Source organism: Nonomuraea sp. NPDC049709 (assembly GCF_040674815.1).
Taxonomy (GTDB): Bacteria; Actinomycetota; Actinomycetes; order Streptosporangiales; family Streptosporangiaceae; genus Nonomuraea.
In genome coordinates this window covers 164,442-190,738 of record NZ_JBFANM010000007.1, presented here as the reverse complement: position 1 = coordinate 190,738, position 26,297 = coordinate 164,442, and the positions used below count along the sequence as shown (strand labels likewise).

The 26,297-nt window shown below is 69.9% G+C and carries 25 protein-coding genes; 9 read left to right on the top strand and 16 right to left on the bottom strand.

The features are described from left to right. Positions 1–4: 4 nt before the first annotated feature. The 4 genes from AB0J69_RS09365 to AB0J69_RS09350 all read right to left on the bottom strand — a co-directional run bounded on the left by AB0J69_RS09365 (position 5) and on the right by AB0J69_RS09350 (position 4,039). Positions 5–571 (bottom strand): ATP/GTP-binding protein, encoded by a 567-nt coding sequence (locus AB0J69_RS09365; protein WP_364114653.1) that lies wholly within the window; start codon positions 569–571, stop codon positions 5–7. Continuing rightward, positions 552–866, bottom strand: a complete 315-nt coding sequence (locus AB0J69_RS09360) for a DUF742 domain-containing protein (RefSeq protein ID WP_364114651.1) — start codon at positions 864–866, stop codon at positions 552–554. The genes AB0J69_RS09365 and AB0J69_RS09360 overlap by 20 nt, the downstream gene beginning before the upstream one ends. A 66-nt stretch (positions 867–932) precedes the next feature. Next, entirely contained in the window at positions 933–1,355 is a 423-nt protein-coding gene (locus AB0J69_RS09355; RefSeq protein WP_364114649.1) for a roadblock/LC7 domain-containing protein, read from the bottom strand. Then, positions 1,352–4,039 carry a nitrate- and nitrite sensing domain-containing protein gene (locus tag AB0J69_RS09350; RefSeq protein ID WP_364114647.1) on the bottom strand — a complete coding sequence of 896 codons (2,688 nt, stop codon included), beginning with the start codon at positions 4,037–4,039 and terminating at the stop codon, positions 1,352–1,354. Before AB0J69_RS09350 ends, AB0J69_RS09355 begins: the two co-directional genes overlap by 4 nt. A 366-nt stretch (positions 4,040–4,405) precedes the next feature. On the opposite strand from AB0J69_RS09350, the gene AB0J69_RS09345 reads away from it, so the two are divergent. Genes AB0J69_RS09345 through betA form a run of 5 tightly spaced genes read left to right on the top strand, consistent with a single transcriptional unit; the run spans position 4,406 to position 10,927 of the window. After that, positions 4,406–5,434 (top strand): glycine betaine/L-proline ABC transporter ATP-binding protein, encoded by a 1,029-nt coding sequence (locus tag AB0J69_RS09345; protein WP_364114736.1) that lies wholly within the window; start codon positions 4,406–4,408, stop codon positions 5,432–5,434. Beyond that, complete coding sequence (locus AB0J69_RS09340; protein ID WP_364114645.1) at positions 5,431–7,344, top strand: ABC transporter permease subunit; 1,914 nt, start codon at positions 5,431–5,433, stop codon at positions 7,342–7,344. Before AB0J69_RS09345 ends, AB0J69_RS09340 begins: the two co-directional genes overlap by 4 nt. Next, on the top strand, positions 7,341–8,315 hold the full coding sequence (locus AB0J69_RS09335) for an ABC transporter substrate-binding protein (RefSeq protein ID WP_364114643.1): 975 nt from the start codon (positions 7,341–7,343) through the stop codon (positions 8,313–8,315). Before AB0J69_RS09340 ends, AB0J69_RS09335 begins: the two co-directional genes overlap by 4 nt. Before the next feature lie 51 nt (positions 8,316–8,366). Continuing rightward, a complete protein-coding gene (locus AB0J69_RS09330; RefSeq protein ID WP_364114641.1) occupies positions 8,367–9,305 on the top strand; it encodes an ABC transporter substrate-binding protein in 939 nt (312 codons plus the stop codon). Continuing rightward, entirely contained in the window at positions 9,281–10,927 is a 1,647-nt protein-coding gene (gene betA / locus AB0J69_RS09325) for a choline dehydrogenase (RefSeq protein WP_364114639.1), read from the top strand. The genes AB0J69_RS09330 and betA overlap by 25 nt, the downstream gene beginning before the upstream one ends. A 16-nt stretch (positions 10,928–10,943) precedes the next feature. Here betA and AB0J69_RS09320 read toward each other — a convergent pair whose 3' ends face one another. The 3 genes from AB0J69_RS09320 to AB0J69_RS09310 all read right to left on the bottom strand — a co-directional run bounded on the left by AB0J69_RS09320 (position 10,944) and on the right by AB0J69_RS09310 (position 13,078). Next, a complete protein-coding gene (locus AB0J69_RS09320) occupies positions 10,944–11,255 on the bottom strand; it encodes a helix-turn-helix transcriptional regulator (RefSeq protein ID WP_364114637.1) in 312 nt (103 codons plus the stop codon). Between the two features lie 93 nt (positions 11,256–11,348). After that, complete coding sequence (locus tag AB0J69_RS09315; RefSeq protein ID WP_364114635.1) at positions 11,349–12,143, bottom strand: ABC transporter permease; 795 nt, start codon at positions 12,141–12,143, stop codon at positions 11,349–11,351. Next, positions 12,140–13,078 (bottom strand): ATP-binding cassette domain-containing protein, encoded by a 939-nt coding sequence (locus AB0J69_RS09310; protein WP_364114633.1) that lies wholly within the window; start codon positions 13,076–13,078, stop codon positions 12,140–12,142. Before AB0J69_RS09310 ends, AB0J69_RS09315 begins: the two co-directional genes overlap by 4 nt. Positions 13,079–13,155: 77 nt before the next feature. Between AB0J69_RS09310 and AB0J69_RS09305 the strand changes: the two genes are divergently transcribed. Beyond that, a complete protein-coding gene (locus AB0J69_RS09305) occupies positions 13,156–13,929 on the top strand; it encodes a TetR/AcrR family transcriptional regulator (protein WP_364114631.1) in 774 nt (257 codons plus the stop codon). Beyond that, positions 13,926–14,507, top strand: coding sequence for a hemerythrin domain-containing protein (locus AB0J69_RS09300; protein ID WP_364114734.1), 582 nt, complete (start codon positions 13,926–13,928; stop codon positions 14,505–14,507). Before AB0J69_RS09305 ends, AB0J69_RS09300 begins: the two co-directional genes overlap by 4 nt. Here AB0J69_RS09300 and AB0J69_RS09295 read toward each other — a convergent pair. From AB0J69_RS09295 to AB0J69_RS09265, 7 genes are all read right to left on the bottom strand, one after another. Then, a complete protein-coding gene (locus AB0J69_RS09295; protein WP_364114629.1) occupies positions 14,443–14,973 on the bottom strand; it encodes an ATP/GTP-binding protein in 531 nt (176 codons plus the stop codon). The genes AB0J69_RS09300 and AB0J69_RS09295 overlap by 65 nt on opposite strands. A gap of 28 nt (positions 14,974–15,001) precedes the next feature. Beyond that, positions 15,002–15,364: a DUF742 domain-containing protein gene (locus AB0J69_RS09290; RefSeq protein ID WP_364114627.1), complete on the bottom strand. Its 363-nt coding sequence runs from the start codon at positions 15,362–15,364 to the stop codon at positions 15,002–15,004. A 26-nt stretch (positions 15,365–15,390) separates the two neighbouring features. Further along, positions 15,391–15,813, bottom strand: coding sequence for a roadblock/LC7 domain-containing protein (locus tag AB0J69_RS09285; protein WP_043616017.1), 423 nt, complete (start codon positions 15,811–15,813; stop codon positions 15,391–15,393). Between the two features lie 21 nt (positions 15,814–15,834). After that, the gene (locus AB0J69_RS09280) at positions 15,835–18,657 is read right to left on the bottom strand and encodes a nitrate- and nitrite sensing domain-containing protein (protein WP_364114625.1); all 2,823 of its coding nucleotides are present in this window, start codon (positions 18,655–18,657) and stop codon (positions 15,835–15,837) included. 223 nt (positions 18,658–18,880) lie between these two features. Further along, positions 18,881–21,106 carry a [protein-PII] uridylyltransferase gene (locus AB0J69_RS09275; protein WP_364114623.1) on the bottom strand — a complete coding sequence of 742 codons (2,226 nt, stop codon included), beginning with the start codon at positions 21,104–21,106 and terminating at the stop codon, positions 18,881–18,883. A gap of 109 nt (positions 21,107–21,215) precedes the next feature. Then, positions 21,216–21,554, bottom strand: a complete 339-nt coding sequence (locus tag AB0J69_RS09270; protein WP_020546578.1) for a P-II family nitrogen regulator — start codon at positions 21,552–21,554, stop codon at positions 21,216–21,218. After that, entirely contained in the window at positions 21,551–22,906 is a 1,356-nt protein-coding gene (locus tag AB0J69_RS09265) for an ammonium transporter (RefSeq protein WP_364114621.1), read from the bottom strand. Before AB0J69_RS09265 ends, AB0J69_RS09270 begins: the two co-directional genes overlap by 4 nt. 210 nt (positions 22,907–23,116) lie before the next feature. On the opposite strand from AB0J69_RS09265, the gene AB0J69_RS09260 reads away from it, so the two are divergent. Then, the gene (locus AB0J69_RS09260) at positions 23,117–24,043 is read left to right on the top strand and encodes an iron-siderophore ABC transporter substrate-binding protein (protein WP_364114619.1); all 927 of its coding nucleotides are present in this window, start codon (positions 23,117–23,119) and stop codon (positions 24,041–24,043) included. Here AB0J69_RS09260 and AB0J69_RS09255 read toward each other — a convergent pair. Then, positions 24,036–24,797, bottom strand: coding sequence for an MOSC domain-containing protein (locus tag AB0J69_RS09255; RefSeq protein ID WP_364114617.1), 762 nt, complete (start codon positions 24,795–24,797; stop codon positions 24,036–24,038). The two genes, AB0J69_RS09260 and AB0J69_RS09255, sit on opposite strands and share 8 nt — an antisense overlap. A 10-nt stretch (positions 24,798–24,807) precedes the next feature. Continuing rightward, positions 24,808–25,611, bottom strand: coding sequence for an alpha/beta hydrolase (locus AB0J69_RS09250; protein WP_364114615.1), 804 nt, complete (start codon positions 25,609–25,611; stop codon positions 24,808–24,810). Positions 25,612–25,691: 80 nt separating this feature from the next. On the opposite strand from AB0J69_RS09250, the gene AB0J69_RS09245 reads away from it, so the two are divergent. After that, on the top strand, positions 25,692–26,261 hold the full coding sequence (locus AB0J69_RS09245) for a TetR/AcrR family transcriptional regulator (RefSeq protein ID WP_364114613.1): 570 nt from the start codon (positions 25,692–25,694) through the stop codon (positions 26,259–26,261). Positions 26,262–26,297 lie beyond the last annotated feature (36 nt).

The window sequence follows — 26,297 nt, the reverse complement described above, 5'->3', positions numbered from 1 at the left end:
CGGCTCAGTGGGAGCGTACGGTCAGCGCGTGCTCGACGAGCGTGATCAGGGTGTTCTTGACCGCCTGCCGCGCACGCGCGTCCGTACGGACGATCGGCACGTGCGCCGAGAGCGTGAGCGCCTCCCGCACCTCGCTCTCGACGTGCGGGAACTCCCCGTTCCAGCCGTTGAGCCCGATCACGAACGGCAGCCCCGAGTTCTCGAAGTAGTCCACCGCGGGGAAGCTGTCGGCCAGCCGCCGCGAGTCCACCAGCACCACGGCCCCGATGGCCCCGCGGACGAGGTCGTCCCACATGAACCAGAACCGGTGCTGCCCCGGCGTGCCGAACAGGTAGAGGATCAGTTCGTGGTCGAGCGAGAGCCGCCCGAAGTCCATGGCCACGGTGGTGGTGGTCTTGCCCGGCGTGTGGCCGAGGTCGTCGATGCCCTCCGAGGCGTCCGTCATCACCGCCTCGGTGGTCAGCGGCATGATCTCGGACACGGATTTCACGAACGTGGTCTTCCCCACGCCGAACCCGCCCGCCACGACGATCTTCGTGGAGGTGAGGCGACTAGAGCCTGCGAAGTCCACTCAGTACCCTTTCGAGCAGGCCCCTGTCAGGAAGGCCCGCATCCAGCTGCGGCTGGTACACCTTGACCAGCCCATCCGCCTCCATGTCGGCGACCAGCACCCTCGCCACCCCTAGGGGCACGCTGAGCAGCGCGGAGATCTCCGCCACGGACCGAACCTGCCGACACAGCTCGCTGATCGCGCGGTATTCACGCGTGTACGTCGTACCGAGCTGTGCCGAGGTGGCTGACGATACCAGTGCCTCCATGGCGAGCTGAGTGCGCGGAGTCGTTCTGCCGCCGGTGACGGCGTACATCCGGACGAGCGAACTTCGCTCGGGCTCCGGATCCCCGTTGTGCCACGATGCCAACGTTCACTCCCATCACCACGGGCGCGCGGCGGACAGCTCCGCCCGCACAGCAGGGGTGAGCACCTGCCCCGCGCGCTCGACCAGGATCGTCATCTGGTAAGCGACCAAGCCCATGTCGCAGTCGGGTGCGGCCAGCACCGCCAGGCAGGACCCGTCGCTGATCGACATCACCAGCAGCAGGCCCCTTTCCATCTCGACGAGGGTCTGGGTCACCCCGCCCCCCTCGAACACGCGCGCCGAGCCCTGCGTGAGGCTCACCAGCCCGGCCGCGATGGCGGCGAGCTGGTCGGCGCGGTCTTTCGGGAAGCCACGGGAGAAGGCCATGGGCAGGCCGTCCGCCGAGACCACCACGGCGTGTGCCACGCCGGGGACCTCTTCGACGAAGCCGCTGACCAGCCAGTTGATGTCCCTGGCGGCCTGGCTCAGCTCCTTCACGAATCCTCCTCGAGCTCGGCGCGTCCCTTGCGCACGCCCTGCTGGTAGCTGGCCAGCCGGGTACGCAGTCGATCGGGGGACACCGGAGGAGCGGGAACGGGCGGCGGCTGCGGAGTTGCGGTGCCCGGTACCAGATTGGCTCTCGGCGTCCGCTTCGGCAAGCCGGAGTTCGTGGTGCCGCTCCGCGCGGGGTCCGTGGCCGCGCCGGCGGCCTGCCAGCCCTGGTCGGCGGGAGACGACCACGGCTCGTCGCGGTGGTCCGCCGTCGGCGCGGACTTGCTGAACCAGCTGCTCTCGTCCATGGAGGCGAAGATCGGCAGGAACTCGTCCTTCCCGGAGGCGGAAGGCGTGGGGAACGACGTGCCCGGGGTGCCCGGATCGGCGAGCGACGAGCCGGACGGGCCGAGGTCCGCGAACGACGAACCCGACGGCCCGAGGTCGGCGAACGACGAGCCCGACGGCCCGAGGTCCGTGAACGACGACGAGCCGGGCGGGGTCAGGTCGGTGAACGGCCGGGGCGCGGTCAGGTCAGGCGGGAGCTGCTCGATCGAGTGGCTGTGGGACGAGCTGAACCAGGACGACGGCTCGGGCGCCGGGGTGACGCCGTCGAACGACGGATGCCCGGGCGGCGGCCCCGACAGGCGAGCCGGCGGCTGCGTCGGGTAGGACGGCGGGTTGGCCTGCCTGGGCACCTGGAGCCGCGGCCCGGCGGCGGCCATCGCGCCGGGCACCTCGGTGAGCAGCATGGGCGGGATCAGCACCATGGCGGTCAGCCCGCCGATGTCCTGCCGCCGGAGCTGCACCCGGATGTTGTGCCGCAGCGCCAGCCGCCCGACCACGAACAGTCCCATCCGCCGCGACACCGACACGTCCACGACGGGCGGGTTGGCCAGCCGCCAGTTGGCCTCGGCCAGCTCGTCCTGGTTCATGCCGATGCCGTGGTCGGTGACCGACAGCATCAGGCTGCCGCCGTCGATGCGGCTGCTGGAGATGATGACCTTGGTGTCCCGCGAGGAGAACGACACCGCGTTCTCGACCAGCTCGGCGAGCAGGTGCACCACGTCAGTGACGGCCTGCCCGGCGATGGCGACGTCCGACTCGATCTGGATGCTGACCCGGTCGTAGCTCTCGACCTCGCCGAGCGCCGCCCGCACGATGTCCATCAGCTCGACCGGCTCGCTCCACTTGCGCGCCGCCTCCTGGCCGGCCAGGACGAGCAGGTTCTCGCTGTTGCGCCGCATGCGGGTGGCCAGGTGGTCGAGCTTGAACAGGTCGCCCAGCCGGGCGTCGTCGCGCTCGCCGCGCTCCAGCTTCTCGATCAGCGTGAGCTGCCGCTCGACCAGCGTCTGGCTGCGCCTGGACAGGTTGACGAACATGGCGTTGACGTTGGAGCGCAGCTTGGCCTCGTCGCCCGCCAGCCGTACGGCCTCGCGGTGCACCTCGTCGAAGGCCCGCGCGACCTCGCCCACCTCGTCCTTGGAGAAGATCCCGATCGGCGGCACCTCGGTGGCGACCTCGCCGTCGCGGGACTCCCTCAGGTGCTGCACGAACTCGGGCAGCCGCTTGCCGGCGATCTCCAGCGCCTCGCCGCGCAGGCGGCGCAGCGGGCGTACGAGGGACCTGGCCACGCCCGTGGTGATCAGCAGCACGACCACGAGCAGCGCGAGCACGGCGCCCGCGGTCACGAACGCCTGCCGCCGCTCGTCGGCGCTGAGCGCCTCGCTGCGGTCCACGATGCCCTGGGCCTGGCGCTGCTCGACCTCGCGCATGGAGTCGACGACCACGTTAGTCGCGTCGAACCACTCCGCGGCGTCGTCCTCCTTGGACTGGTCGAGGCCGCGCAGCGGCAGGCCCTCGGTGGCCCTGATCAGCACCAGCTCGCGCAGGAACAACATGCGGTCGGCGGACCTGCCGTTGACGGTCTCGTCGAACAGGCGGCGCTCGTCCGCGGTGGCCTCGGTGGCGAAGCCCTTGCGCTCGTTGGCCTCCCGGGACTGCTCCCCGAGGAAGCGCTTGAGCTGCTCCTGGTCGAACGCCCCCTCGACGAGCACGACGGTGACCAGCGCCTGCTGGTAGGAGATGCTCTCCTTGGCGCGGGCGAGACTGTCGAGCATGCTCGTCTGGCGGAACAGCTCGTCGTCCACGCTGCCCTTGACCAGCTCGTTGTGCACGGAGAGCAGGTCGTTGATCACCGTGGTGTAGAGCTCGACGGCCGGGCCGGGCAGCAGGTTGGCCTCCAGCGCCTGCTCGCGCAGGGCGGTCAGGTCGTTCAGGCGGTTGAGCAGGCTCTCGATCTGGTCCGCGGTACGTCCGGTGGAGTCGGTCAGCAGTTGCTGGGCGATGCCGCGCACCTCCCTGGCCGACTGGTCCACCTGCTCCATCTGGGCCTGCACCTCGGCCAGTCCCGCGGCCGGCCGGTTCCGTGCGATGTACCAGGCGGTCCTGGCGCGTTCGGCGGAGACCAGGTGGGTGAGCCCGCCGAGCTCGGCGGAGAGCGTGGCGAACTGGTTCGTCCGCGCGTAGTCCCCCGCCGCCGACGTCGAGGCGAGCACCTGGACACCGCCCAGCAGCACGGCGGCGGCCGTCGGGATGAGGATGAGGGCCACGAGTCGCGCCCGGACACGCCAATTGCGCAGGCGCCAGCCGCCCTCGCTGGCCTGCCTGACGCCGAGCTCTGTAGTCACCGAACGCACCTCGCCCGAATCGGCGTATATGTGAAGTCTGTGCCCTGGGGAAATCGGCAAGTGCCGGTAATTGGAACACATCCCATGGCTTGTGGCCAAGCGAACATAACGCGACAAAAGTTGGTTCGCGTGGCTCCTGAGGATAGAACCTGGCGCTCCATGACGGAAGCGGGGAGAGCACGAAATAAACCTTTAACAGAATAAATGTCCTCTAATGGGGGATTGGCTCGTTCCAAACGAGTAACGTCCGAGGCGCACCCCGGTCTCCAGAGGGTCACGGCGTTGAGAATCTCGCTATTCCCGACATATGTTGAGCGACGGCAAAACGAGGAGGCGAGTGTGGGAGATTCTCCCGACAGCGCGGCTATCACCGTTGCGGGCCTTTGGAAGATCTTCGGAACCAGGGCACAAAAGGTGCTGGACAGCGAGGACAGACATCTCGAACCCGCGGCGCTGAGGGAGAGAACGGGCTGCACGGCCGCCGTCCGGGACGTGAGCTTCGAGGTGCGCCCCGGCGAGGTCTTCGTGGTCATGGGCCTGTCGGGAAGCGGCAAGTCCACCCTCGTACGCTGCCTGACCCGGCTCATCGAGCCGAGCGCGGGCCGGATCACGATCGGCGGCGAGGACATCGTCGCGGCCACGCCCACCCGGCTCCGCGAGATCCGCCGGCACCAGGTCAGCATGGTCTTCCAGCATTTCGGCCTGCTCCCGCACCGCAAGGTGATCGACAACGTGGCATACGGGCTGGAGATCCAGGGCACCGCCAGGGCCGACAGGCACCGGCGGGCCGGGGAGATCCTCTCGCTCGTCGGCCTCGACGGGCACGCCGACGCCTACCCCGACCAGCTGTCCGGCGGCATGCAGCAGCGCGTCGGCCTGGCCAGGGCGCTGGCCGTGGACCCGCAGGTGATGCTGTTCGACGAGCCGTTCAGCGCGCTCGACCCGCTGATCAGGCGCGACATGCAGGCCGAGGTGATCCGGCTGCACCGGGAAGTCGGCAAGACGATGGTGTTCATCACGCACGACCTCTCGGAGGCGCTCAAGCTGGGCGAGCGGATCGCGATCATGCGGGCCGGCTCGATCGTGCAGCTCGGCACGGCCGAGGAGCTGGTGGGCGCGCCGGCCGACGACTACGTGGCCGACTTCGTCCGCGACGTGCCCAGGAGCCACGTGCTGAGCCTGCGCTGGATCTGCCGTGACCCCGAGCCCGGCGAGCCGCTGGACGGGCCCGAGCTACCGGTCGACACGATCATCAAGGACGCCATCGGCGTGGCCTCCGCCTCCTCCCGGCCGATCAGGGTCGTGGACGGCGACGAGCTGGTGGGCGTCGTGGACCGGGTGGACCTGCTCGCCTTCCTGGCGGGCCAGGACGTCGGCGCCAGGGCGGGCACATGAGCAGCACGGCCGTCACCACGCCCTCCAGGCTCGGGTTACCGAGGTGGGCGGCCCCGGCCGGGGTGGCGGTGCTGTTCGTGGTGGCGTACCTGGTCTTCCAGGGCACCGGGACGCTGCCGCACGACAAGGAGGCGCCGCAGTTCCTGGCCGTCACCGAGCTGCGCGAGTGGATCGACGACCACCGCAACGACAACCCGCTCTTCCTGTACTTCCTCAACTACATCCGGCTCGGCGTGGGCTCGCTCTACGACCTGTTCCAGTCCGCCCTGTACGCGCTCGGCTGGCCCGGCATCACCGGCGTCCTGGGGGCGCTGGCGTGGCTGGCCGGCGGCTGGCGGATCGCGCTGCTGGCGGTCGGGAGCGTGAGCGCGTTCGGCGTGCTGAGGCTGTGGGAGTCGAGCGTGGACACGCTCGCCCTGGTCGGGGTGGCGGTGCTGCTGTCGCTGGCGATCGGGATCCCGCTGGGCGTCTGGGCCGGGCTCTCCGTACGTGTGCGGCGGGCGATCACGCCGGTGCTGGACGTCATGCAGATCATGCCGACGTTCGCGTACCTGGCGCCGCTCGCGCTGTTCTTCCACATCGGCGCGCCGGCCGGCGCCATCGCGACGATGATCTACGCCATCCCGCCCGCCATCCGCATCACCGCTCTGGCCATCTCCGGGGTCTCCCCCACGGCGGTCGAGGCGTCCGCCTCCCTCGGCGCGACGGGACGCCAGACGCTGTTCAAGGTCTACCTGCCGCTGGCCAGGTCCACGATGGCGCTGGCCGTCAACCAGACGATCATGATGGCGCTGTCCATGGTCGTCATCGCGAACCTGATCGCGGCCCCCGGCCTGGGCAGCAACATCCTGCTCGGCCTGTCCCGGGCCCAGGTCGGCCTCATGCTGCCGGCCGGCATCGCCATCGTGATCATGGCCGTGATGCTCGACCGGATGATGATGGCGCTCGCCCACCGCGACCCGCACGCCAGGATCGCCCGGGCCGACCTCGTCGCGGCCGGCGCGCTGGCCGCCGCCGGGCTGGCGCTCATCCCCGTGCTGCCGAAGGTCTGGCCGGAGAACCTCACCGTCAACGTGGTGGCCGAGGTCAACACCGCCGTACGGTGGGCCGAGACCAACTGGTACGCGGTGACCACGTTCATCAAGGACGTGACCTCGTACGCGCTGCTCAACCCGCTGGAGTCGCTGCTCACCTCGGCCCCGTGGTGGCTGGTCGCGCTCGCCGTGCTGACGGTCGCCTGGCGGGTCAGCGGCACGCGGCCGGCGCTGATCGCGCTGGGCTGCCTGCTGGCGATCGCGCTGCTCGGCGTGTGGGAGCACACGATGCAGACGATGACCACGGTCGCCGTCGCGGTGCTGGTCACGCTGGTCATCGGCCTGTTCCTGGGGGTGGCCGCGGCCCGCTCGCCGCGCTACTCGGCCGTGCAGCGGCCGCTGCTCGACGCCGCGCAGACGATGCCCGCGTTCGTGTACCTGCTGCCGGCCCTGGCCCTGTTCGAGACCACCCGGTTCACCGCGATCTTCGCCTCGATCATCTACGCGGTGCCGCCGGTGGTCCGCCTGGTCGAGGACGGCATCAAGGCCGTGCCCGCCACGGTCGTCGAGGCAGCCACCTCGGCCGGCTCCACCCCCCGCCAGCTCCTGTGGAAGGTACAGCTGCCCATGGCCAGGCGGGCCATCCTGCTCGCGGCCAACCAGGGCATCGTGATGACGCTGGCCATGGTGGTCGTCGGTGGCCTGGTCGGGGCGGGGGCCCTCGGCTACGACGTGGTCACCGGGTTCTCCCAGAGGACCGACTTCGGCATGGGGTTCGTCGCGGGCATCGCGACCGTGCTCCTCGGAGTCATGCTCGACCGCATCACGCAGGGCGCCGACAGGCGCCCTTCCCCCCGAAAGAGGAAGTCCACATGAAGATTCGCCTGCTCGCAGGCCTGTTCGCCCTTGGGCTCGCCGCCGCAGGCTGCGGCGGAGCCACAGTCGAGACCTCCCCCAGCGCCTCCGCCCCGGCGGCCGGCGCCAGCGCCTCCGCCGGCCCCGCCGGCACGGTGAAGATCGCGATCAACCCGTGGGTGGGCTACGAGGCCAGCGCGAACGTCGTCGCGTACCTGCTGAAGAACGAGCTCAACTACAACGTCGAGCTGCCCGAGATCAAGGAGCAGCTGGCCTGGGAGGGCTTCGAGACCGGCGACGTCGACGTCATCATCGAGAACTGGGGTCACCCCGACCTGAAGAAGCAGTTCATCGACGAGAAGAAGACCGCGCAGGTGGCCGGCTCGACCGGCAACAAGGGCGTCATCGGCTGGTACATCCCCAAGTGGATGGCCGACGAGCACCCCGACATCACCGACTACAAGAACCTCAACAAGTACGCCGAGCTCTTCAAGACCTCCGAGTCCGGTGGCAAGGGCCAGCTGCTGTTCGGCGACCCGTCGTACGTCAGCAACGAGGAAGCCCTGATCAAGAACCTCAAGCTGAACTACAAGGTCGTCGTCGGCGGCAGCGAGGCGGCCCTGATCAAGGGCGCCCAGCAGGCACAGGAGCAGAAGAAGCCGCTGCTGTTCTACTTCTGGGACCCGCACTGGCTGTTCAGCAAGACCGAACTGGTCCGGGTCAACCTGCCCGCCTACACCGAGGGCTGCGACGCCGACCCCAAGAAGGTCGCCTGCGACTACCCGGAGATGGACCTCGACAAGATCGTGAGCACGAAGTTCGCGCAGACCGGCGGGAAGGCGTACGAGCTGGTCAAGAACTTCAACTGGACCAACGAGGACCAGAACGCCGTCGCCGACGACATGACCAACAACGGCATGACCGGCGAGGAAGCCGCCAAGAAGTGGGTCGAGGCCAACACCGCCAAGTGGCAGGCCTGGATCCCCAAGTAACCCCTCTCGACCGCGGCCCCGCCCCTGGGGCCGCGGTCCCGGAGACCTCTCATGACCCGAACGAAGACGCTCGCCGGGCCGCTCGTCGCGGCCCTGTTACTGACGGCCTGCTCCAGCGCGGAGCCCGGTACCAGCACGCAGTCCAAGGGGACCGTCAACATCGACGTCCACGCCTGGGTGGGGTACGAGGCCCAGGCCGCCGTGCTGGCGCACCTGCTCCAGTACGAGCTGGGCTACAAGGTGAACAAGCGGCCCGTGAAAGAGGACCAGTCCTGGCGGGATTTCGAATCCGGCAAGGTCGACGTGATCGTCGAAAGCTGGGGCCACAACGACTGGAAGAAGACCTACATCGAGGAGAAGGGGGTCGCCCTCTCGGCGGGCCTCACGGGGAACAAGGGCGTCATCGGGTGGTACGTGCCCGAGTGGATGGCCAAAAAATACCCCGACATTACGGACTACCGAAACCTCAATAAGTACGCACACCTATTCCGGACCGAAAAAACCGGAAATGCCGGACAGGTTCTGGACGGAGATCCGACCTTCGTCACGAATGACGAGGCACTCGTCAAGAACCTCAGGCTCAATTACAAGGTCGTCTACTCGGGCAGCGAGGACGCGTTGATCAAGGCCGCCCAGGCCGCGACGAAGAATCGGACACCGCTGCTCATGTATTTCTACGAGCCGCAATGGCTGTTCACCAAGACCAAACTCGTCAAGATCGCGCTGCCGCCCTATGCCGTCGGCTGCGACGACAACCCGGCGAGGGTGGCCTGCGACTACCCGCCGTACCTGCTGGACAAGATCGTCAGCAAGCGGTTCGCCCAGACCGGCGGGCGGGCGTACGAGCTGGTGCGCAACTTCAACTGGACCAACGACGACCAGAACGCCGTGGCCAGTGACATGATCAACGAGAAGATGAGCGCCGAGCAGGCCGCCAAGCGGTGGGTGGAGGAGAACAAGATCGTGTGGAAGGACTGGATCCCCCGTTGAGGTTCGACTTCGTCATCGTGGGCGGCGGCTCGGCCGGCTGCGCCCTGGCCAACCGGCTCAGCGCCGATCCTTCGACCTCGGTGCTGGTGCTGGAGGCGGGCCGCCCCGACTACCTGTGGGACGTGTTCATCCACATGCCGGCCGCGCTGATGTTCCCGATCGGCAGCCGCTTCTACGACTGGAAGTACGAGTCCGAGCCCGAGCCGCACATGAACGGGCGGCGCATCTACCACGCCCGCGGCAAGGTGCTGGGCGGCTCCAGCAGCATCAACGGCATGATCTTCCAGCGCGGCAACCCGCTCGACTACGAGCGCTGGGCCGCCGATCCCGGCATGAAGCACTGGGACTACGCGCACTGCCTGCCCTACTTCAAGCGGATGGAGAACTGCCTGGCCGACCCCGGGACGACCTTCCGGGGCGGCGACGGCCCGCTGAAGCTGGAGCGCGGCCCCGCCCGCGGACCGCTGTTCGAGGCGTTCTTCGAGGCGGTCCAGCAGGCGGGCCACCCACTGACCGACGACGTGAACGGCTACCGCCAGGAGGGCTTCGCCGCCTTCGACCGCAACGTCCACCGCGGCCGCCGGCTCAGCGCCGCCCGCGCGTACCTGCACCCCGTACGCCACCGGCCCAACCTGAAGGTCCGAACCCGGGCCCTGGTCGAGAAGGTGCTCTTCGAGGGCACCCGCGCGGTCGGCGTCATGTGCGGCGGCGAGCGCATCGAGGCCGCGGAGGTCATCCTCTGCGGCGGCGCCATCAACACCCCGCAGCTCCTGCAGCTCTCGGGCGTGGGCCCGAGAGCCCTGCTGGAGCCCCTGGGCGTCGAGGTGGTCCACGACCTGCCCGGCGTGGGCGAGAACCTCCAGGACCACCTGGAGGTCTACGTGCAGCACGCCTGCCGGCAGCCGGTCTCCCAGCAGCCCTCCCTGGCCCTGTGGCGCCGCCCCTTCATCGGCGCCGACTGGCTCTTCCGCAGGCGCGGGCCGGGGGCCACGAACCACTTCGAGGCGGGCGGCTTCATCCGCTCGAACGACGAGGTGGCGTACCCGAACCTGATGTTCCACTTCCTGCCGATCGCGGTTCGCTACGACGGCTCCGCCCCGGCGGGCGGCCACGGCTACCAGGTGCACATCGGTCCGATGTATTCCGACGCCCGCGGCTCGGTCCGCATCACCTCCACGGACCCGCGCCACAAGCCCGCCCTGCGCTTCAACTACCTGTCCACGGAGCAGGACCGCCGGGAGTGGGTGGAGGCGATCAGGCACGCCCGCGCCATCCTGTCCCAGCCCGCGTGGGCGGACCTGGACGGGGGCGAGCTCTCCCCCGGCCCGGAGGTCCGTACGGACGAGGAGATCCTCGCCTGGGTCGCCAAGGACGGCGAGACGGCCCTGCACCCGTCGTGCACCTGCCGGATGGGCACCGACGAGCTGTCGGTCGTGGACCCCGACACGATGCGCGTGCACGGCGTGGACGGGCTGCGCGTCGTGGACGCCTCGGCCATGCCGTACGTCACGAACGGCAACATATACGCCCCGGTCATGATGCTCGCCGAGAAGTCCGCCGACCTCATCCTCGGCAACACCCCGCTCGCCCCGGAACCCGTGGAGTTCCACCGGCACAGGTGACCCCCACGGCGCCCGCTCAAGCCACCGTCAGATGAAGATCGTCGATGTCGATGGACACATCCAGGCTCCCGCCCAGGGCTTCGGCATAGGCCGCCAGCGTGGAGACCTTGATATTGGGGAGCATGGCGGACTCGATCGCGGAGACGCGCTTCTGGCTCACGCCCATCCGCTCGGCCACGACCTGCTGCGTCAGCCCCATCCTCTTCCGGATCTCCCCCAAGCGCAGCCCGGCGACCCTGCGCGCCGCGCGCCGGCGGATCTCCTCCATCTCACCGGGCTCGTCGAAGATCTCCGCCAGCACGCTGTCGTCGATCTCCAGCCTCCACACTGCACAGCCTCCTTGATGTGCACTATAGAAGTGTTCTGTACAGAACAGATCCATAGTAGTGAGGTCGGCGCCAGGGCTCCGCAGGCGGCGCTGTCAGCGGTCGAGGCGCTGGTAGAGGCGGACCGACAGGACGAAGAAGACGACCGTGATCGCCACCGGCCACAGCACGGCCATCAGCACCGCGTGCTGGGCCACCCACGACTCCCCGCCCCACCCCGGGTTCCCGAACAGCTCCCTGGTGGCCGCCACCGTCGACGACAGCGGGTTCCACTCCGAGACCGCGCCCAGCCATCCCGGCATGGTGGCGGGCGCGACGAAGGCGTTCGACAGGAACCCGATCGGGAACTCCAGCGTCTGCACCGCCACCACCCCGCCCGGGTCCTTGGTGAGCAGGCCCAGGTAGATGCCCATCCACAGCAGCGAGAAGCGCAGGAGCAGCAGCAGGCCCACGGCGGCGAGCGCGCCACTGAGGGTGGCCGGGCGCCAGCCGACGGCCAGGCCGCAGGCCAGCAGGCCGGCCAGGATCAGCACCGAGTTGAGCAGGTCCGCGATGGCCCGGCCGATGAGGACGCCGGACGGCGCCATGGGCATGGAGCGGAATCGGTCGGTGACGCCCTTGGAGGCGTCGGTGGTGACGGCGATCATGGTGGCGCTCAGGCCGAAGAGCATCGTCATGCCGTACATGCCGGGCATGAGGAAGGCGAAGTAGTCCGCCCCGGCCGGCACCTTCACCGCACCGCCGAACAGGTAGCCGAAGGCCAGGGTGATGACGACGGGGAAGACCACGCCGAACACCACGGTCATGGGCTGGTTGGCCCAGTGGATCAGGTCCCGGCGGGCGACCGTCCAGCCGTCGGCCAGGGCCCATCGAAGCGATACGGCGGTCATTTGGCGCCTCCTCCGGCGTTGGTGAGGTTGAGGAACACTTCGTCGAGGGTCGGGCGGCGCACCGCGACGTCCTCGGCCTCGATCCCGGCCGCCGCGAGGGCCGTGAGCACCTCCGTGAGCGCCTGCACCCGCTCGCTCACCGGCGCGCTCACGTGCCTGGTGTCCGGGTCGACCTCCGCCGGGCTCGCCGCCACGCTCGCGACGATGCCGGCCGCCTCCGCCAGCCGCTCCGGGTCGTGGACGACCACGTCGAGCCGGTCGCCGCCGAGCTTGGACTTGAGCTCGTCGGGCGTGCCCTCGGCCACCACCTGGCCCGCGTCGATCACCGAGATCCGGTCCGCGAGCTGGTCGGCCTCCTCCAGGTATTGGGTGGTCAGCAGCACCGTGGTGCCACGGGACACCAGGTCGCGCACGGCGCGCCAGATCTCCGCCCGGCTGCGCGGGTCGAGCCCCGTCGTCGGCTCGTCCAGGAACAGCACCGGCGGGGCCAGGATCATGCTCGCCGCCAGGTCGAGCCTGCGGCGCATGCCGCCGGAGTACTCCTTGGCCGGCCCCGTGTGCTCCAGGCCGAACTGCTCCAGCAGCTCGACCGCCCTGGCCCGGGCCGCGGCGGCGCCCAGGTGGTAGAGGCGGCCGAAGAGCTCCAGGTTCTGCCGGCCGGTCAGCAGCTCGTCCACCGCGGTGTGCTGGCCGACCAGGCCGATGCTGCGGCGCACCTGGCGGGGCTGGGTGGCGACGTCGAAGCCGGCCACCTCGGCACGCCCGCCGGAGGGGCGCAGGAGCGTGGTCAGTATGCGGACGGCCGTGGTCTTGCCCGCGCCGTTGGGACCGAGCAGGCCGTGGACCGTGCCCCGGCCCACGTCGAGATCGACGCCGTCCAGCGCCGCCTTCTCCCCGTACGTCTTGCGCAGGCCCTGCGCTATCACCGCTGACATGCCGCCTCCTCGAAATCGTACGGCGTACCGTACAGCATACGGTCTACCCCGGCAACCGTACGGTGTACCGTACGAATGTGACCGTCGAGTACTCGGGAAAGGGCGACCCCGCGCGAAGCCTGGCGCTGCTCTGGCGCACCAGCGAGCGGGCCAGCCGCAAGGGCAAGCCGGAGCTGAGCGTCGACCGCATCGTGCGCGCCGCCATCGAGGTGGCCGACGCCGAGGGGCTGCAGGCGCTGTCCATGCGCCGGGTGGCCGAGCGGCTGGGCGTGGGGACGATGTCGCTCTACACGTACGTGCCGGGCAAGCCGGAGCTGTTCGACGTCATGCTCGACACCGTCTACGGCGAGACCGCCAGGCCGGAGGACGTGCCCGGCGGCTGGCGGGGCCGGCTGGAGCAGATCGCCAGGGAGAACTGGGCGCTCTACCTGCGCCACCCGTGGCTGCTGCAGGTGGCGGCGAGCCGCCCGGTGCTCGGGCCGAACGTCACCGCCAAATACGACTACGAGCTGCGCGCGGTCGACGGCATCGGCCTGTCGGACCTGGAGATGGACTCGGTGATCACGCTGATCACCGGCTTCGTGCACGGCGCGGCCAGGGGCGCGGTGGAGGCCGCGCAGGCGGAGAGCCTGACCGGGCTGACCGACGAGCAGTGGTGGGCCGCGCACGTGCCCTTCCTCAGCCGGATCGCCGACACCTGCCACTACCCCACGGCCGCCCGGGTCGGGGAGGCGGCGGGCGAGGCGCTCAACGCGGCCTACAACCCGGAGCACGCCTTCGAGTTCGGGCTGGAGCGCGTGCTCGACGGCATCGAGGCCCTGGTGAACCGGCGCGCCACCCCACCGGCCTGACCGCGCCGCTCGAAGGTGCGGAGCGCGACCGCGCGTACGCCCGCCAGGCGGCCCTCGACCCGGCCTTCGCCGCGTACCAGGCACAGACCGACCGGGTCATCCCGGTCATCGCCCTCTATCCCGAGCGCGAGCGGCTGCAGGCGTTCGGGGACGAGCTGGCCAGGATCCACGACCACCTCAGGGGTGAGCTGGCCGGGCTGCGGGCCGGCGAGACGCCCGCCGCCGATCTGCGGGCGCACTGCCAGGCCTTCTGCGGCGCGCTGACCTTCCACCACACGGGCGAGGACCGCGTGGCCTTCCCACACCTGGAAAAGCTGTTCCCCGAGCTGAAGCAGCCCCTCGACCGGCTGCGCGACGAGCACGCCGTGATCGCCGGGCTGATCGAGGAGCTGCGCGGGGCCACCGGCCCGGCGACGCTCGACCGCATCGCCGGTGAGATGGAGGCCACTTCGCCTATGAGGAGGAGCAGCTGGTCCCGGTGCTCAACTCCCTGGAGGAGGCGCCCTGGGCGAGCTAGCGGACGGGTGCCGCCCGCAGGCGTACGACGTGCTCGACCAGCGAGATCAGCGTCGCCTTGACCGACTCGCGGTTGCGGGCGTCGGTGCGCACGATCGGCACGTGCGGCGACAGCGCGAGCGCCTCCCTGACCTCGTTGTCGGAGTGCGGGAACTGCCCGTCCCAGCCGTTGACCCCGATCACGAACGGCAGCTTGGCCTCTTCGAAGTAGTCGATGGCCGGAAAGCTGTCGGCGAGCCGGCGCGTGTCGAGCAGCACCACGGCGCCGATCGCGCCCCGCACCAGGTCGTCCCACATGAACCAGAACCGGTGCTGACCGGGCGTGCCGAACAGATAGAGGATCAGGTCACGGTCGAGCGACAGGCGGCCGAAGTCCATCGCCACGGTCGTGGTCTGCTTGTTCGGCGTCATGCCGAGGTCGTCGATGCCCGCGGACGCGTCGGTCATCACCGCTTCCGTGGTGAGCGGGAGGATCTCCGACACCGCCCCCACGAACGTCGTCTTCCCGACGCCGAAGCCCCCGGCCACGACGATCTTCGTCGATGTGAGGCCAGGGCTAGAGCCTGCGTAGTCCACTGAGCACCCTTTCGAGCATGTTGAGGTCTGGCTGTCCCTGGCTGAGGCGTGGCTGGTGCAGGCGGACAAGCCCTTCGTCGGACATGTCCGCCACGAGCACTCTCGCCACGCCCAGCGGGACGCGGAGCAGGGCCGAGATCTCGGCGACCGACCGGAACGACCTGCAGAGCTGCATGATGGCTTCCTGCTCGGGGGTGAGCATGGCCATCTCGTCGTCCGGGATCGACATCGACGAGATCAACGTCTCCATCGCGAGGTGATAGCGCGGCTCGGATCGGCCGCCCGTCACCGCGTAAGGACGGAACAGGGGCTCTTCGTCCCCGATTCCGTCAGCGCCGTACACGGCCCTCTCCCATCAGTTCCATCACATCACCGGGTCCTGGCGGCCTGCAGCTCCGCGCGCAAGGCCGGCGTGAGCGCCTGTCCCGCTCTGTCTACCAGCAACGTCATCTGGTACGCCACGAGGCCCATGTCACAATCCGGACCCGCCAGCACCGTCAGCACCGAGCCATCGCTGATGGCCATGACCAGCAGCAGCCCGCGCTGCATTTCGACGACGGTCTGCGTCACCGCACCGCCCTCGAACACCCTGGACGCACCCACGGTCAGGCTCAGCAGGCCCGCGGAGACCGCGGCGAGCTGGTCGGCCCGGTCCGGAGGGAAGCCCTCCGAGGCGGCCAGGCAGAGCCCGTCCGCCGAGACGACGACGGCATGCGCGACTCCGGGCGTGTTGCGTACGAAGTCGGTGATCAGCCAGTCGAACCTGTGCGCCTCATGGCTAAGGGTTGTCACGCATCCTCCCCGGCGGGACGCTTACTCACTCTGTTCCTCCTGTCCACGTACTTCTTGGCGGCCCCGTCGCACACCCTGCTGATAGCTGGCCAGCCGGCTGCGCACCCGGTCTGCTGAGACCGGGGGAGCCGGAGGAGCCGGCCGCTGCGGCTGTTGCTGCTGCGCGGGCTGGCTCGCCGTGCCAGGCACCAGGTTGGCCTTGGGGGTCCGCTTGGGCAGCCCGGCGGCAGTGATGCCGCCGAGACTGGGATCGCTCGCTGCGGCCGCCGCCCGCCATCCGGCGTCTGCGGCCGTTCGCCACGCTTCCTCCCCAGAGGGTACGGCTTTCGGGGGCGTGGGCTCGCCCGCGACCACGGGCGGCGGCGACTGCTCTTCCGGCGGTCGGCGGAACCAGGCCGACTCCACCGACGCGAAGATCGGGAGGTACTCCTCCTGCTCCTGCTCCATCGGCGACATGTCCACCAAGGGAGCGGGGTCCGGCGTGCGCACGTCGTTCGTGGGGTACGACGGCGGCGGTGGCGGCGTCTGGAACGCGCCATTACCAGACGGGTAGGAGCCCGGGCTGGGGTACGAAGGGTAGACGCCGGAGTCGAACGACGGCGACTGCCTGCGGTGGGAGCCACCGTCGGTGTCGGCGGTGAAGCCGTTCACCCCCGGCCTGCCCGGGTCGGAGTTGAACGCCCCGAACGCCGGCCTGGGCGTCCCCGGCGTGCTGTCGAACGTTCCCGGACCGGGCCGCGCGGGCCCGCCGTCGAACATCCCGGGCGCGGGCCGGGCCTGGCCGTTGCCGTCGAAGGGGTCCTGGGAGTGCTGCCTGGCCGGCCCGGGCTCGTGGGAGTCGAAGCTGCCGAACGACCTGAACGAGCCGTTCTGCGCACCGTTCTGCAGGGGCACGCCCGCCTGGCTGGGCACGGTGCCGCCGCCGAACGCGGGACGCTGCGGCAGCGGCTGCTGCTGGCCGTCGGCGATCAGCGCGGGCGGGAGCAGCACCATGGCGATCAGGCCGCTGCCCTCGCCCTTCCTGAGCTGCACCCGGATGCCGTGGCGCAGAGCCAGGCGGCCGACCACGAACAGGCCCATGCGCCGGGAGACCGACACGTCCACGACGGGCGGCTCGGCCAGGCGGCGGTTGGCCTCGGCGAGCTCGTCCTCGGTCATGCTGATGCCCGTGTCGCTCACCGACAGCAGCGCGCCGCCGCCCTCGATGAGGCTGCTGGTGACCGTGACATGGGAGTGGTTCGGGGAGAACTGGATGGCGTTCTCGACCAGCTCGGCGACGAGGTGGACCAGGTCGTTGGCGCAGCTGCCGAGCACCGAGGTGGCCCGGTGGACCCGGACCTGGACGCGCTCGTAGCCCTCGACCTCCGACAGCGCGGCGCGTACGACGTCGACCAGCTTGGCCGGCTGGCTGCGCCGGCGGGTGGCCTCGTGACCGGCCAGGACCAGCAGGTTCTCGGAGTTGCGGCGCATGCGGGTGGCCAGGTGGTCGAGCTTGAACAGGTCGGACAGCCGGCCGCCGTCCTGCTCGCCCTTCTCCAGGCCGTCGATCAGCGAGATCTGCCGCTCGACCAGCGTCTGCGTGCGGCGCGAGAGGTTGACGAACATCGAGCTGATGTTGCTGCGGAGCTCGGCCTCCTCGCCCGCCAGGCGCACGGCCTGCCGGTGCACCTGGTCGAAGGCCCTGGCCACCTCGCCGATCTCGTCCTGGCCCTCGACCTCGATCGGCTGCACGTCGCGCACGGACGTGTCGCCGCTGACGCGGAGCTGGCGCACGACGTCGGGCAGCCGGAAGCCGGCGATCTCCAGGGCCTCGGTGCGCAGCCGGCGCAGCGGGCTCACCATGGAGCGGGCGATGGCCACCGTGAGGAGCAGGACGATCAGCAGCAGCGCCAGGATCAGGGCGCCTGCGATGATCGCGTTGCGGATCTCGGACTCGCGCAGCTCCTGGCTGCGCAGGTTCACCTTGCCCGCCAGCTCCTTCTCGATGCCGTGCAGCACGTCGACGGCGACGGTGTTCTCCTTGAACCACCGCTCGCGCTCGGCCCTGGCGGAGATCAGGTTGTCGTTGAGCACCGCGCCGGGCGCCCGGCCGCTGGCCAGCGTGACCGCGCGGGACTTGGTGAGCTGGACGTTGACGTACTCGGGGTTGGACGTGAGCGCCTTGGACAGCTCCAGGCCCACCTCGACGCCGGCCTCGACGCCCACGGTGGAGATGTCGCTCTGCTGGCGGGCGTTGGAGGCGATGAACTGCTCGACCGCCTTCGCGTCCACCCGATCGCCGTCGTAGGAGGCCTGCAGGAGCTGCACGCGCTGCCGGGAGATCTCCTCCTTGGCCGACACCAGCGCGCTCAGCGCGCGGAACTGGCCGACGATCTGCGAGTCGTCCGACATCAGGGCCAGCTCGTCGTGCAGCTTGATCAGGGTGTCGGTGAGGAAGTCGTAGCGGATGGTGTTGGCCTGGCCCTCGGTCCTGATCTTGGACAGGCGGCCCAGGTCGTACTTCGCCTGGGCGGCGGCCTTGATCACGCGCGGGCCGTAGGTGTCGTCCATCGTGTCGAGGTCGGAGCGCACGGCCTTGACCAGCGTGTCCACGGCCGCCTTGCGCTGCGCGAAGGGCGCGGCGAGCGACTTGCGCATCGCCCGGCTGGCGCCGATCCAGCCGCCCGTGTCACGCTCCAGCCCGATCGCCTGGACGAGGTCGCGGATGCGGCCGGCCTGCTCCGCCGAGGTGGCCGTGCGGTCGTAGACGCCGATGCTCTGGACCGAACCCACCACGCGCGCTCCCCCGAGCACCACGGCAGCGATGGTGGGCACCAGGATGAGGGCGGTGAGCCGCCATCTCACGCGCCAATTTCGCAGGCCGAGCCGCGGCAATGACCGCTTCTCGCGATCCCGCTCCGCGGGCGGGCCGCTGCTGGAGTTCCCCGTAGTCACCGCTTCCGCTACCCCTCAATCGTCCCGTCAGCAACGGGTCTTCAAGCCGTCCACAAGGTATCCGCAGCATCCGACTTACCAGGCATTTCGGACACAATTGTTACAAACGTGACCGTTTGTCGTGTGCTATTGGTTATCGCAGTGCGGCAAGGACTTGATCGCGGACTTGAGCTCTCTGCGCTTCGTCGCTGAGGGGGCGACCAGCGCGGTCCACAACATAGAAGACGTCCACCGCCTCCGCGCCGAGAGTCTCCACGCGAGCGGCGCGCACGTCAAGACCGCACTCCCCGAACGCCCGTCCTATACGCCACAGAAGTCCCGGCCTGTCATGGGCCCTGACTTCCACCACGGTGGCGGTGGCGGAGGCGTCGTCGACCAGTGTCACCCGAGGTGGGGCCACGGGTACGCGGGGCGGCCGCAAGGAGCGGGTGCGGCGGGCCAGCCGCTGCTCTATGTCAAGACGGCCAGCAAGGACGAGACGGAGGTCGGACTCCAGCGTCGCCGGGTCGGGAGGGGAACCGTACTCGGGGATGACGGAGAACTCGATCACCGCGGTGGACCCCGCGGACGCGGACGAGGCGGAGCGCACGACGAGCCGGTGCGCGGACAGCACCCCGGCGGCGCTCCACAGCAGGCCCACCCGGTCGGGGGCGACGACCGTGACCGCTCCCCCGTTGACCCGGATCGCGCCACCACCGTGGCGGGCCAGCGCGGCCTGCTCCGGCGAGAGGGTGGGCGGCTTGGGCGGCGGCGAGCCGGCCAGCACGGACCTGACGCGGCGCACCAGGTCGGCGACGAGACCGGCCTTCCAGCTGTTCCACGCGGCCGGACCGGTCGCGTTGCCGTCGGCGACCGCCAGCGCGGCCAGCAGGTCGAGCACCTCCCGCGTGCCGACCGTCGCGGCGACCTTCTCGATCGTCACGGGGTCGTCGAGATCCCTGCGGGTGGCGGTCTCGGGGAGCAGCAGGTGGTGGCGTACGACGGTGGCCAGCGTCTCGACGTCCTGGGCGGGCAGCCCGATGCGGGTGGCGATGTCGCGGACCACGACCTCACCGGTCGCGGAATGGTCACCCGGCCAGCCCTTGCCGACGTCGTGCAGCAGCGCCCCGATCAGCAGGAGGTCGGGACGGGAGACCTCGCGGGTGTGGCTGGCGGCGTTCGCGGCGGCCTCGATCAGGTGGCGGTCGACCGTGAAGCGGTGAATGGGATTGCGCTGGGGGCGGTGGCGTACGCGCTCCCAGTCAGGAAGCAGCTTGACAAGGATGCCCGCCTGGTCGAGCTCCTCCCACACGGGCACGGCGGCCCGGCCCGCACCGAGGATCGACACCAGCGCGTCGCGGGCCTCCTCGGGCCACGGCACCGGCATCGGAGCGGACTGAGCTGCGAGTACGGACACCGTGGCGGGCGCCAGCGGCAGCCCGGAGTCGGCCGCGGCCGCGGCGGCGCGCAGCACCAGCACCGGGTCCTTGCGGGGGTCGATCCCCCTGGCGAGCACGACCTCGCCGCCATGCTCCACCACGCCGTCCGCCAGCGGGCGGCGGCCACGGGGAGCCGGGCCTGACAGGAGCCTGTCAACAGTGCGCCAGGTGGCGTCGAACGCGTGGGAGATCGTGCGGCCCGCCTCGGCCAGCCTGCGCATCAGCGCCTCGGCGTCCAGCAGGCCGAGCAGCCCGGCCACCGCGTCCTGCTCCTGCAGCACCAGCCGGTCGGTGCCGCGCGCGGTGACGACGTGCAGCGCGTGCCGCACGTCGAGGATGAGCTCGTACGCCTCCCGCGCCCGCGGGCCCGGCGCCGAGGCGACCCAGGCGGCGGCCACGGCCTGCATCGCCTGGACGTCGCGCAACCCGCCGCGGCCGTCCTTGAGGTCGGGCTCCAGCAGGAAGGCCAGCTCGCCGCTGACCTGGGCCCGCTTGTCGGCCGCGTCACGCAGCTCGCCGAGCCTGCGCCGGGAGTCGGCCCGCCATTCGGCCAGCACGGACTCCCTGGCCTTCCTGGTCAGCTCGGGGTCGCCGGCCACGTGCCTGGCTTGGATGAGGCCGAGCACGGCCTTGAGATCCTGCCTGGCGACGGACACCGCCTCTTCCACCGTGCGTACGGAGTGGTCGAGGTTGACCGCCGAGTCCCAGATCGGATACCAGATCCGGTCGGCGATCCTGGCCACGTCGGCCCGGCCGTTGTGCAGCAGCACCAGGTCGAGGTCGCTGCCGGGCGCCAGCTCGCCCCTGCCCAGGCTCCCGACGGCGACCAGTGAGACGTGGTCGCCGTCGCTCGCCGTGCGGAAGAGATCCTTGAGCCAGCGGTCGGTGTCCGCGGCCCGCTCCTTGCGGGCCGCGGCGTACGAACGGGCCTCTCCCCTCACTGCTGTGCCCCCTTGCCGAGCTCTGCCCGGACGCCGTTGTCCGAGCATCGCCGCGGATCCATCATGAAAACCCTGCGGAACTCAACCTGGACTTCGTCGGCCAGGTACCTCACAGGGCTTCCGGACCCCGTTCTCCGGTGCGCACCCGGATGACCGTGTCGACCGGCACGGACCAGACCTTGCCGTCACCGATCTTGCCGGTGTGCGCGGCCTTGACGATGACGTCGATCACGTCCTCGGTGTCATCCTCTTCGGCGAGGACCTCCAGCCGGACCTTCGGCACCAGGTCGACCTGGTACTCGGCGCCGCGGTACACCTCGGTGTGACCGCGCTGCCGGCCGTAGCCGCTCGCCTCGCTGACCGTCATCCCCTTGATGCCGAACTGTTCCAGCGCGGCCTTCACGTCATCCAGCTTGAAGGGCTTGATGATCGCCGTGATGAGCCTCATGCGTCCACCTTCTTCGGAGCGGGTGCGGCGGGACCGTTGGGGGAGTTGACGCCGGAGGCGTGAACCGTGCCGAGGTCGTAGCCGGTCTCGGCGTGGGTCGTGATGTCGATGCCGGTGACCTCGGACTCCTCGGCGACACGGAAGCCCATCGTCTTGTCGATGATCTTACCGATGACCCAGGAGACCACGAAGGAGTAGCCGCCGACCGCGACCGGGCCGAGCACCTGGAGGCCGAGCTGGCTGATCTGCCCGCCCTCGATCAGGATGCCCTTGTTCTGGCCGGGCAGGAACGGGTAGGCCGCGACGAAGCCCAGGGCCACGGCACCGATCACACCGCCGACGAGGTGCACGCCGACCACGTCGAGCGAGTCGTCGAAGCCGGCCTTGTACTTCAGGCCGACGGCGTAGGCGCAGCCCACGCCGGCGAGCACGCCGATGACCAGGGCGGCCCACGGGTCGACGAAACCACAGGCGGGCGTGATGGCGACCAGACCGGCCACCGCACCGGAGGCGACGCCGAGCGTGGTCGCGTGACCGTCGCGCAGCTTCTCCACCACGAGCCAGGCACCGGCGGCGACGGCCGTGGCGATCTGGGTGTTCATGAACGCCAGACCCGCGGTCTGGTCGGGGGCGAGCTCGGAGCCCGCGTTGAAGCCGAACCAGCCGAACCACAGCAGTCCGGTGCCGAGCAGCACCAGGGTCAGGTTGTGCGGGCGCATGGGCTCCTTGCGCCAGCCCTTGCGCTTGCCCAGGACGAGCGCGAGCGCGAGAGCCGCGGCACCGGCGTTGATGTGGACGACCGTACCGCCGGCGAAGTCCTCGATGCCGAGCTGGGTGAGCCAGCCGCCGCCCCAGACCCAGTGAGCGACGGGGAAGTAGACCACCGTGGCCCACACGAGGGAGAACACCACCCACGCGCCGAACTTGGCCCGGTCGGCGATGGCGCCGCTGATCAGCGCGACGGTGATGATGGCGAAGGTGAGCTGGAAGGCCGAGAACACCATCAGCGGGAAGTTGTCCGCCGCCGCGGCCTCGGCCGTCACGCTGCCGCCCTCGACGACCAGTCCTTCGTAGACGGCGTTGAAGACCCCGCTCAGACCGACATAGTCGAGTCCTCCGACGATCTTGTTGACGAAGCCGGAGCCATCCCCGGCCGTGTCGAACGCGAGCGAGTAGCCGTACAAGACCCAGGCGACCGTCACGACGATGATGCTGACGAACGACATCATCATCATGTTCAGGACGCTCTTGGCCCTTGTCATGCCCCCGTAGAAGAACGCGAGGCCCGGAGTCATCAGCAGCACCAGGGCGGTGCATACCAGCATCCAGGCGGTAGTGCCGCTGTCGATCATCGAAGCGACCCTCCTTCTTACATGTGACGTGTGGCCACAGCGTGTTCGCCTGGGGTTTCGTGGCTCGACCAGGCGTGTTTCACATTCGTGAATCTCGCCGCGCTGGTGTTTCGCGTAGGTTTCGGGCTTCTCACGCCACCGATTTCGGAAGCGCTATACCGGACATGAGACACTTAGGGTTGCCTAACCTTAGCGATCAAGGAAATGCCCATGCGTCTCAGCCTGGCCGTCGCCGCCATGCTCCCCATCCTCACTCTCGCCGCCTGTGGTACTTCCACCACCTCCCAGGAGGAGGGCCCAACCCGGACCGTCAAGCACGCCATGGGCGAGACCAAGGTGCCCATGACCCCGAAGCGGGTCGTCGTGCTCGACACCGACAAGCTCGACACGATGGTCTCGCTCGGCCTGACCCCCGTCGGCGCCGCGCAGGCCCAGGAGAATCAGGCGTGGCCGAAATACCTCGGCTCCGCGCTGGCCGGCACCAAGGCGGTCGGCACGCTCCAGCAGCTCAACATCGAGGCCATCATGGCGCTCAAGCCGGACCTCATCCTCGGCTCCAAGTTCCGCCAGGCCGCCTTCTACGACAAGCTCGCCAAGATCGCCCCGACCGTGTTCACCGAGCGGGTCGGCATCACCTGGAAGGAGAACTTCCTGCTCGACGCTGAGGCGCTGGGCAAGAAGGACCAGGCCCAGCAGCTGCTGTCGGCGTACGGGACGCGGGCGAAGGAGGTGGGTGCCAAGTTCACGAAGCTGCAGGTCAGCATCGTGCGGTTCATGCCGACCGAGATCCGCATGTACGGCCCCGAGTCGTTCAGCGGCATCGTCGTCGGCGACGCGGGCATCCCCAGGCCCGAGGTTCAGCAGCTCGCCGGCCAGGAGGACAAGCGCTTCGGCAAGCTGAGCCAGGAGAACATCGCCCAGGCCGACGCCGACGCGGTCTTCTACAGCGCGTACGGCGAGGCCGCCGCCAAGTCGCAGGCCGAGGTGACCGGCGGGCCGCTGTGGAAGAACCTCGAAGCGGTCAAGTCGGGCAACGCCCACAACGTGGACGACGAGATCTGGATGCTCGGGATCGGCGTCACGGCGGCCGGCAAGATCCTGGACGACCTCGACAAGTATCTGACGCCGCTCACGTGAGCCGCACCTGATCGCCCTTCCTGACGAGGCCGGGCCGCACGACGCGCGCGTACACACCGGCGCACGCCTGCGGCTCCAGGTCGAACACCGGCACCCGGTTGTGCCGGGAGACCGTGCGCAGCGCGTCGGCGTCGCGCCCCAGCGAGCCGTGCGCCAGCGTCGGGACGGCGCAGCGCGGTGTGGCCACGATGACGTGCAGCAGCACGTCGTCGCCGACCCGCAGCTCGCGTCCCACCCAGCCGTTCTCCACGAAGCCCTCCGCCTCGGTCGCGATCACCAGATTGGGCCGGTAGCGGAGGGCTTCGACGTGCCCGCGCGGGCCGAGCGCGCCGATCCGCCCAAGAGCGGACGTGGAGATCAGGTGGACCGGCGCGAAGTCGAAGAACGTGCCCTCGGGGGAGCCCGTGCCGATCGTGGTCATGGTGTGGGGCACCTCGGCCTCGATGCCCTCGGCCAGCACCTGCTCCGGCACCGACCGTTCGAGCTCGGCGCCCTCCGGAGGCACGTCGATCAGCCGGACCTCGCGCCCGAGCAGCTCGGACAGCTCCGCGTCGCCCGGCACCCGCGCGCCCTCGATCGCCAGCAGCCCGCGCCACAGCCGGGGGTTCTTGGCACTGGCGATCTTCCCGGTGGCGACGTCGAGCACCGCCCGCGCCCGATCCCCGCCGAGCCCCCGCTCTGTCACCTCGCTCTCGGCGATCTCTTCCCCCAGCATCGACTTGACCGGATAACGGCGAAGCGTCTCGACATGCATGCCGACGAGCCTACGGCTGGGCCCAGAACCGCCGCAGATGGGGCACGAGCTCGGCGGCCCGCTCGTCGGGGAAGAACAACCGCCCGCCGTCGATCTCCACGATCTCCCGCACGCCCGGGATCGTGTCCCGCAGCCAGCGCGCCCAGCTCACGTCGAAGAACACGTCGCCCGTGCCCCACACCACGAGCGTCGGCACGGTCAGCACGGTGAGCTGCGGCTCGATGGCGATCAGATCCTTGGCGTCGATGGAGGCCAGCAGCCGTTCGAACGCGCGGCCGCCGTCCGGCTTGGCGAAGATCGGCCGCAGGTACGCGTCGACCAGCGCCGCCGGGTCGTCGATGCGCTCGTAGCCGTCGCCGAACGCGGTCCTGGCCAGCAGCTCGGGCTGGTCGAGCACGGCGGCGGTGAGCGCGGCCAGCTCACCCCTGGCGGCCAGCTCGACGGTGGGCCGGAACGCCTCGGGCGGCGTGTTGGTGTGCACGTCGCAGTTGGTGAGGGTGAGCGTGCGCAGGCGCTCGCGGTGGCGTACGGCGAAGACCTGGGCCACCGCGCCGCCGGTGTCGTTGGCGACGAGATCGACCTCGCTGAGGCCGAGGTGCTCGCAGAGCTCCTCGACGGCCTCGGCGAGCGCGGGGATGGAGAGGTCGTCGCGTACGGCGCTGCCGCCGTGCGCCGGCAGGTCGACGGCCACGCAGCGGCGCTCGTCGCGGAGCTCGGCGATGACGTTGCGCCACAGGTGGGAGCTGGTGCCGACGCCGTGCACGAACAGGCTGACCGGCCCCTGCCCGACGTCCACGTAATTGATGCCGTCCATGGGGAAACCCTCCCGATTACAAACCGACTGTCGGTCTACGAAATTACCGACCGACGGTCGGTTTGTCTAGACTGGGATTCATGAACCTCAAGGCTGAACGCGGCGCGGCCACCCGCGACAGGGTCCTGACCATCGCCACGCGGCTGTTCGCCGAGCGGGGCTACGACGACACCTCGATCGAGACGGTGCTGCAGGAGTCGGGGCTGAGCAGGGGGGCGCTCTACCACCATTACGCGGGCAAGGAAGCCCTGTTCGAGGCGGTGCTGGAGGCCACGGAGGCGGCCGTGGGCGTCAAGATCGTGCAGGCGGTCCGCGGCCTGAAGGACCCGGCGCAATCGCTGCGGGCCGGCGTGCTGGCCTGGATCCGGCTCGCCGGGGACCCGGTCGTCCAGCGCATCGTCCTCATCGACGCGCCGTCGGTGCTGGGGTGGGAGCGGTGGCGGGCCCTGGAGGAGCGCCATTCGTTCGGCATGCTGAAGTCGGCCCTGCAGGCCACGGGGGCGGTGCCGCCCGAGTTCCTGGACCTGCACGCGCACATGTTGCTGGCGGCGGTCAACGAGAGCGCCCTGCTGGTGGCCAGGGGCGGCGACCACGCCACGGCGGAGGCTGCGGTCGAGGAGTTCCTGCGCCGCCTCCTGGCCCACTCATGAGGAAACGGCGGCCGGGGCAGACCCGGCCGCCGTGAA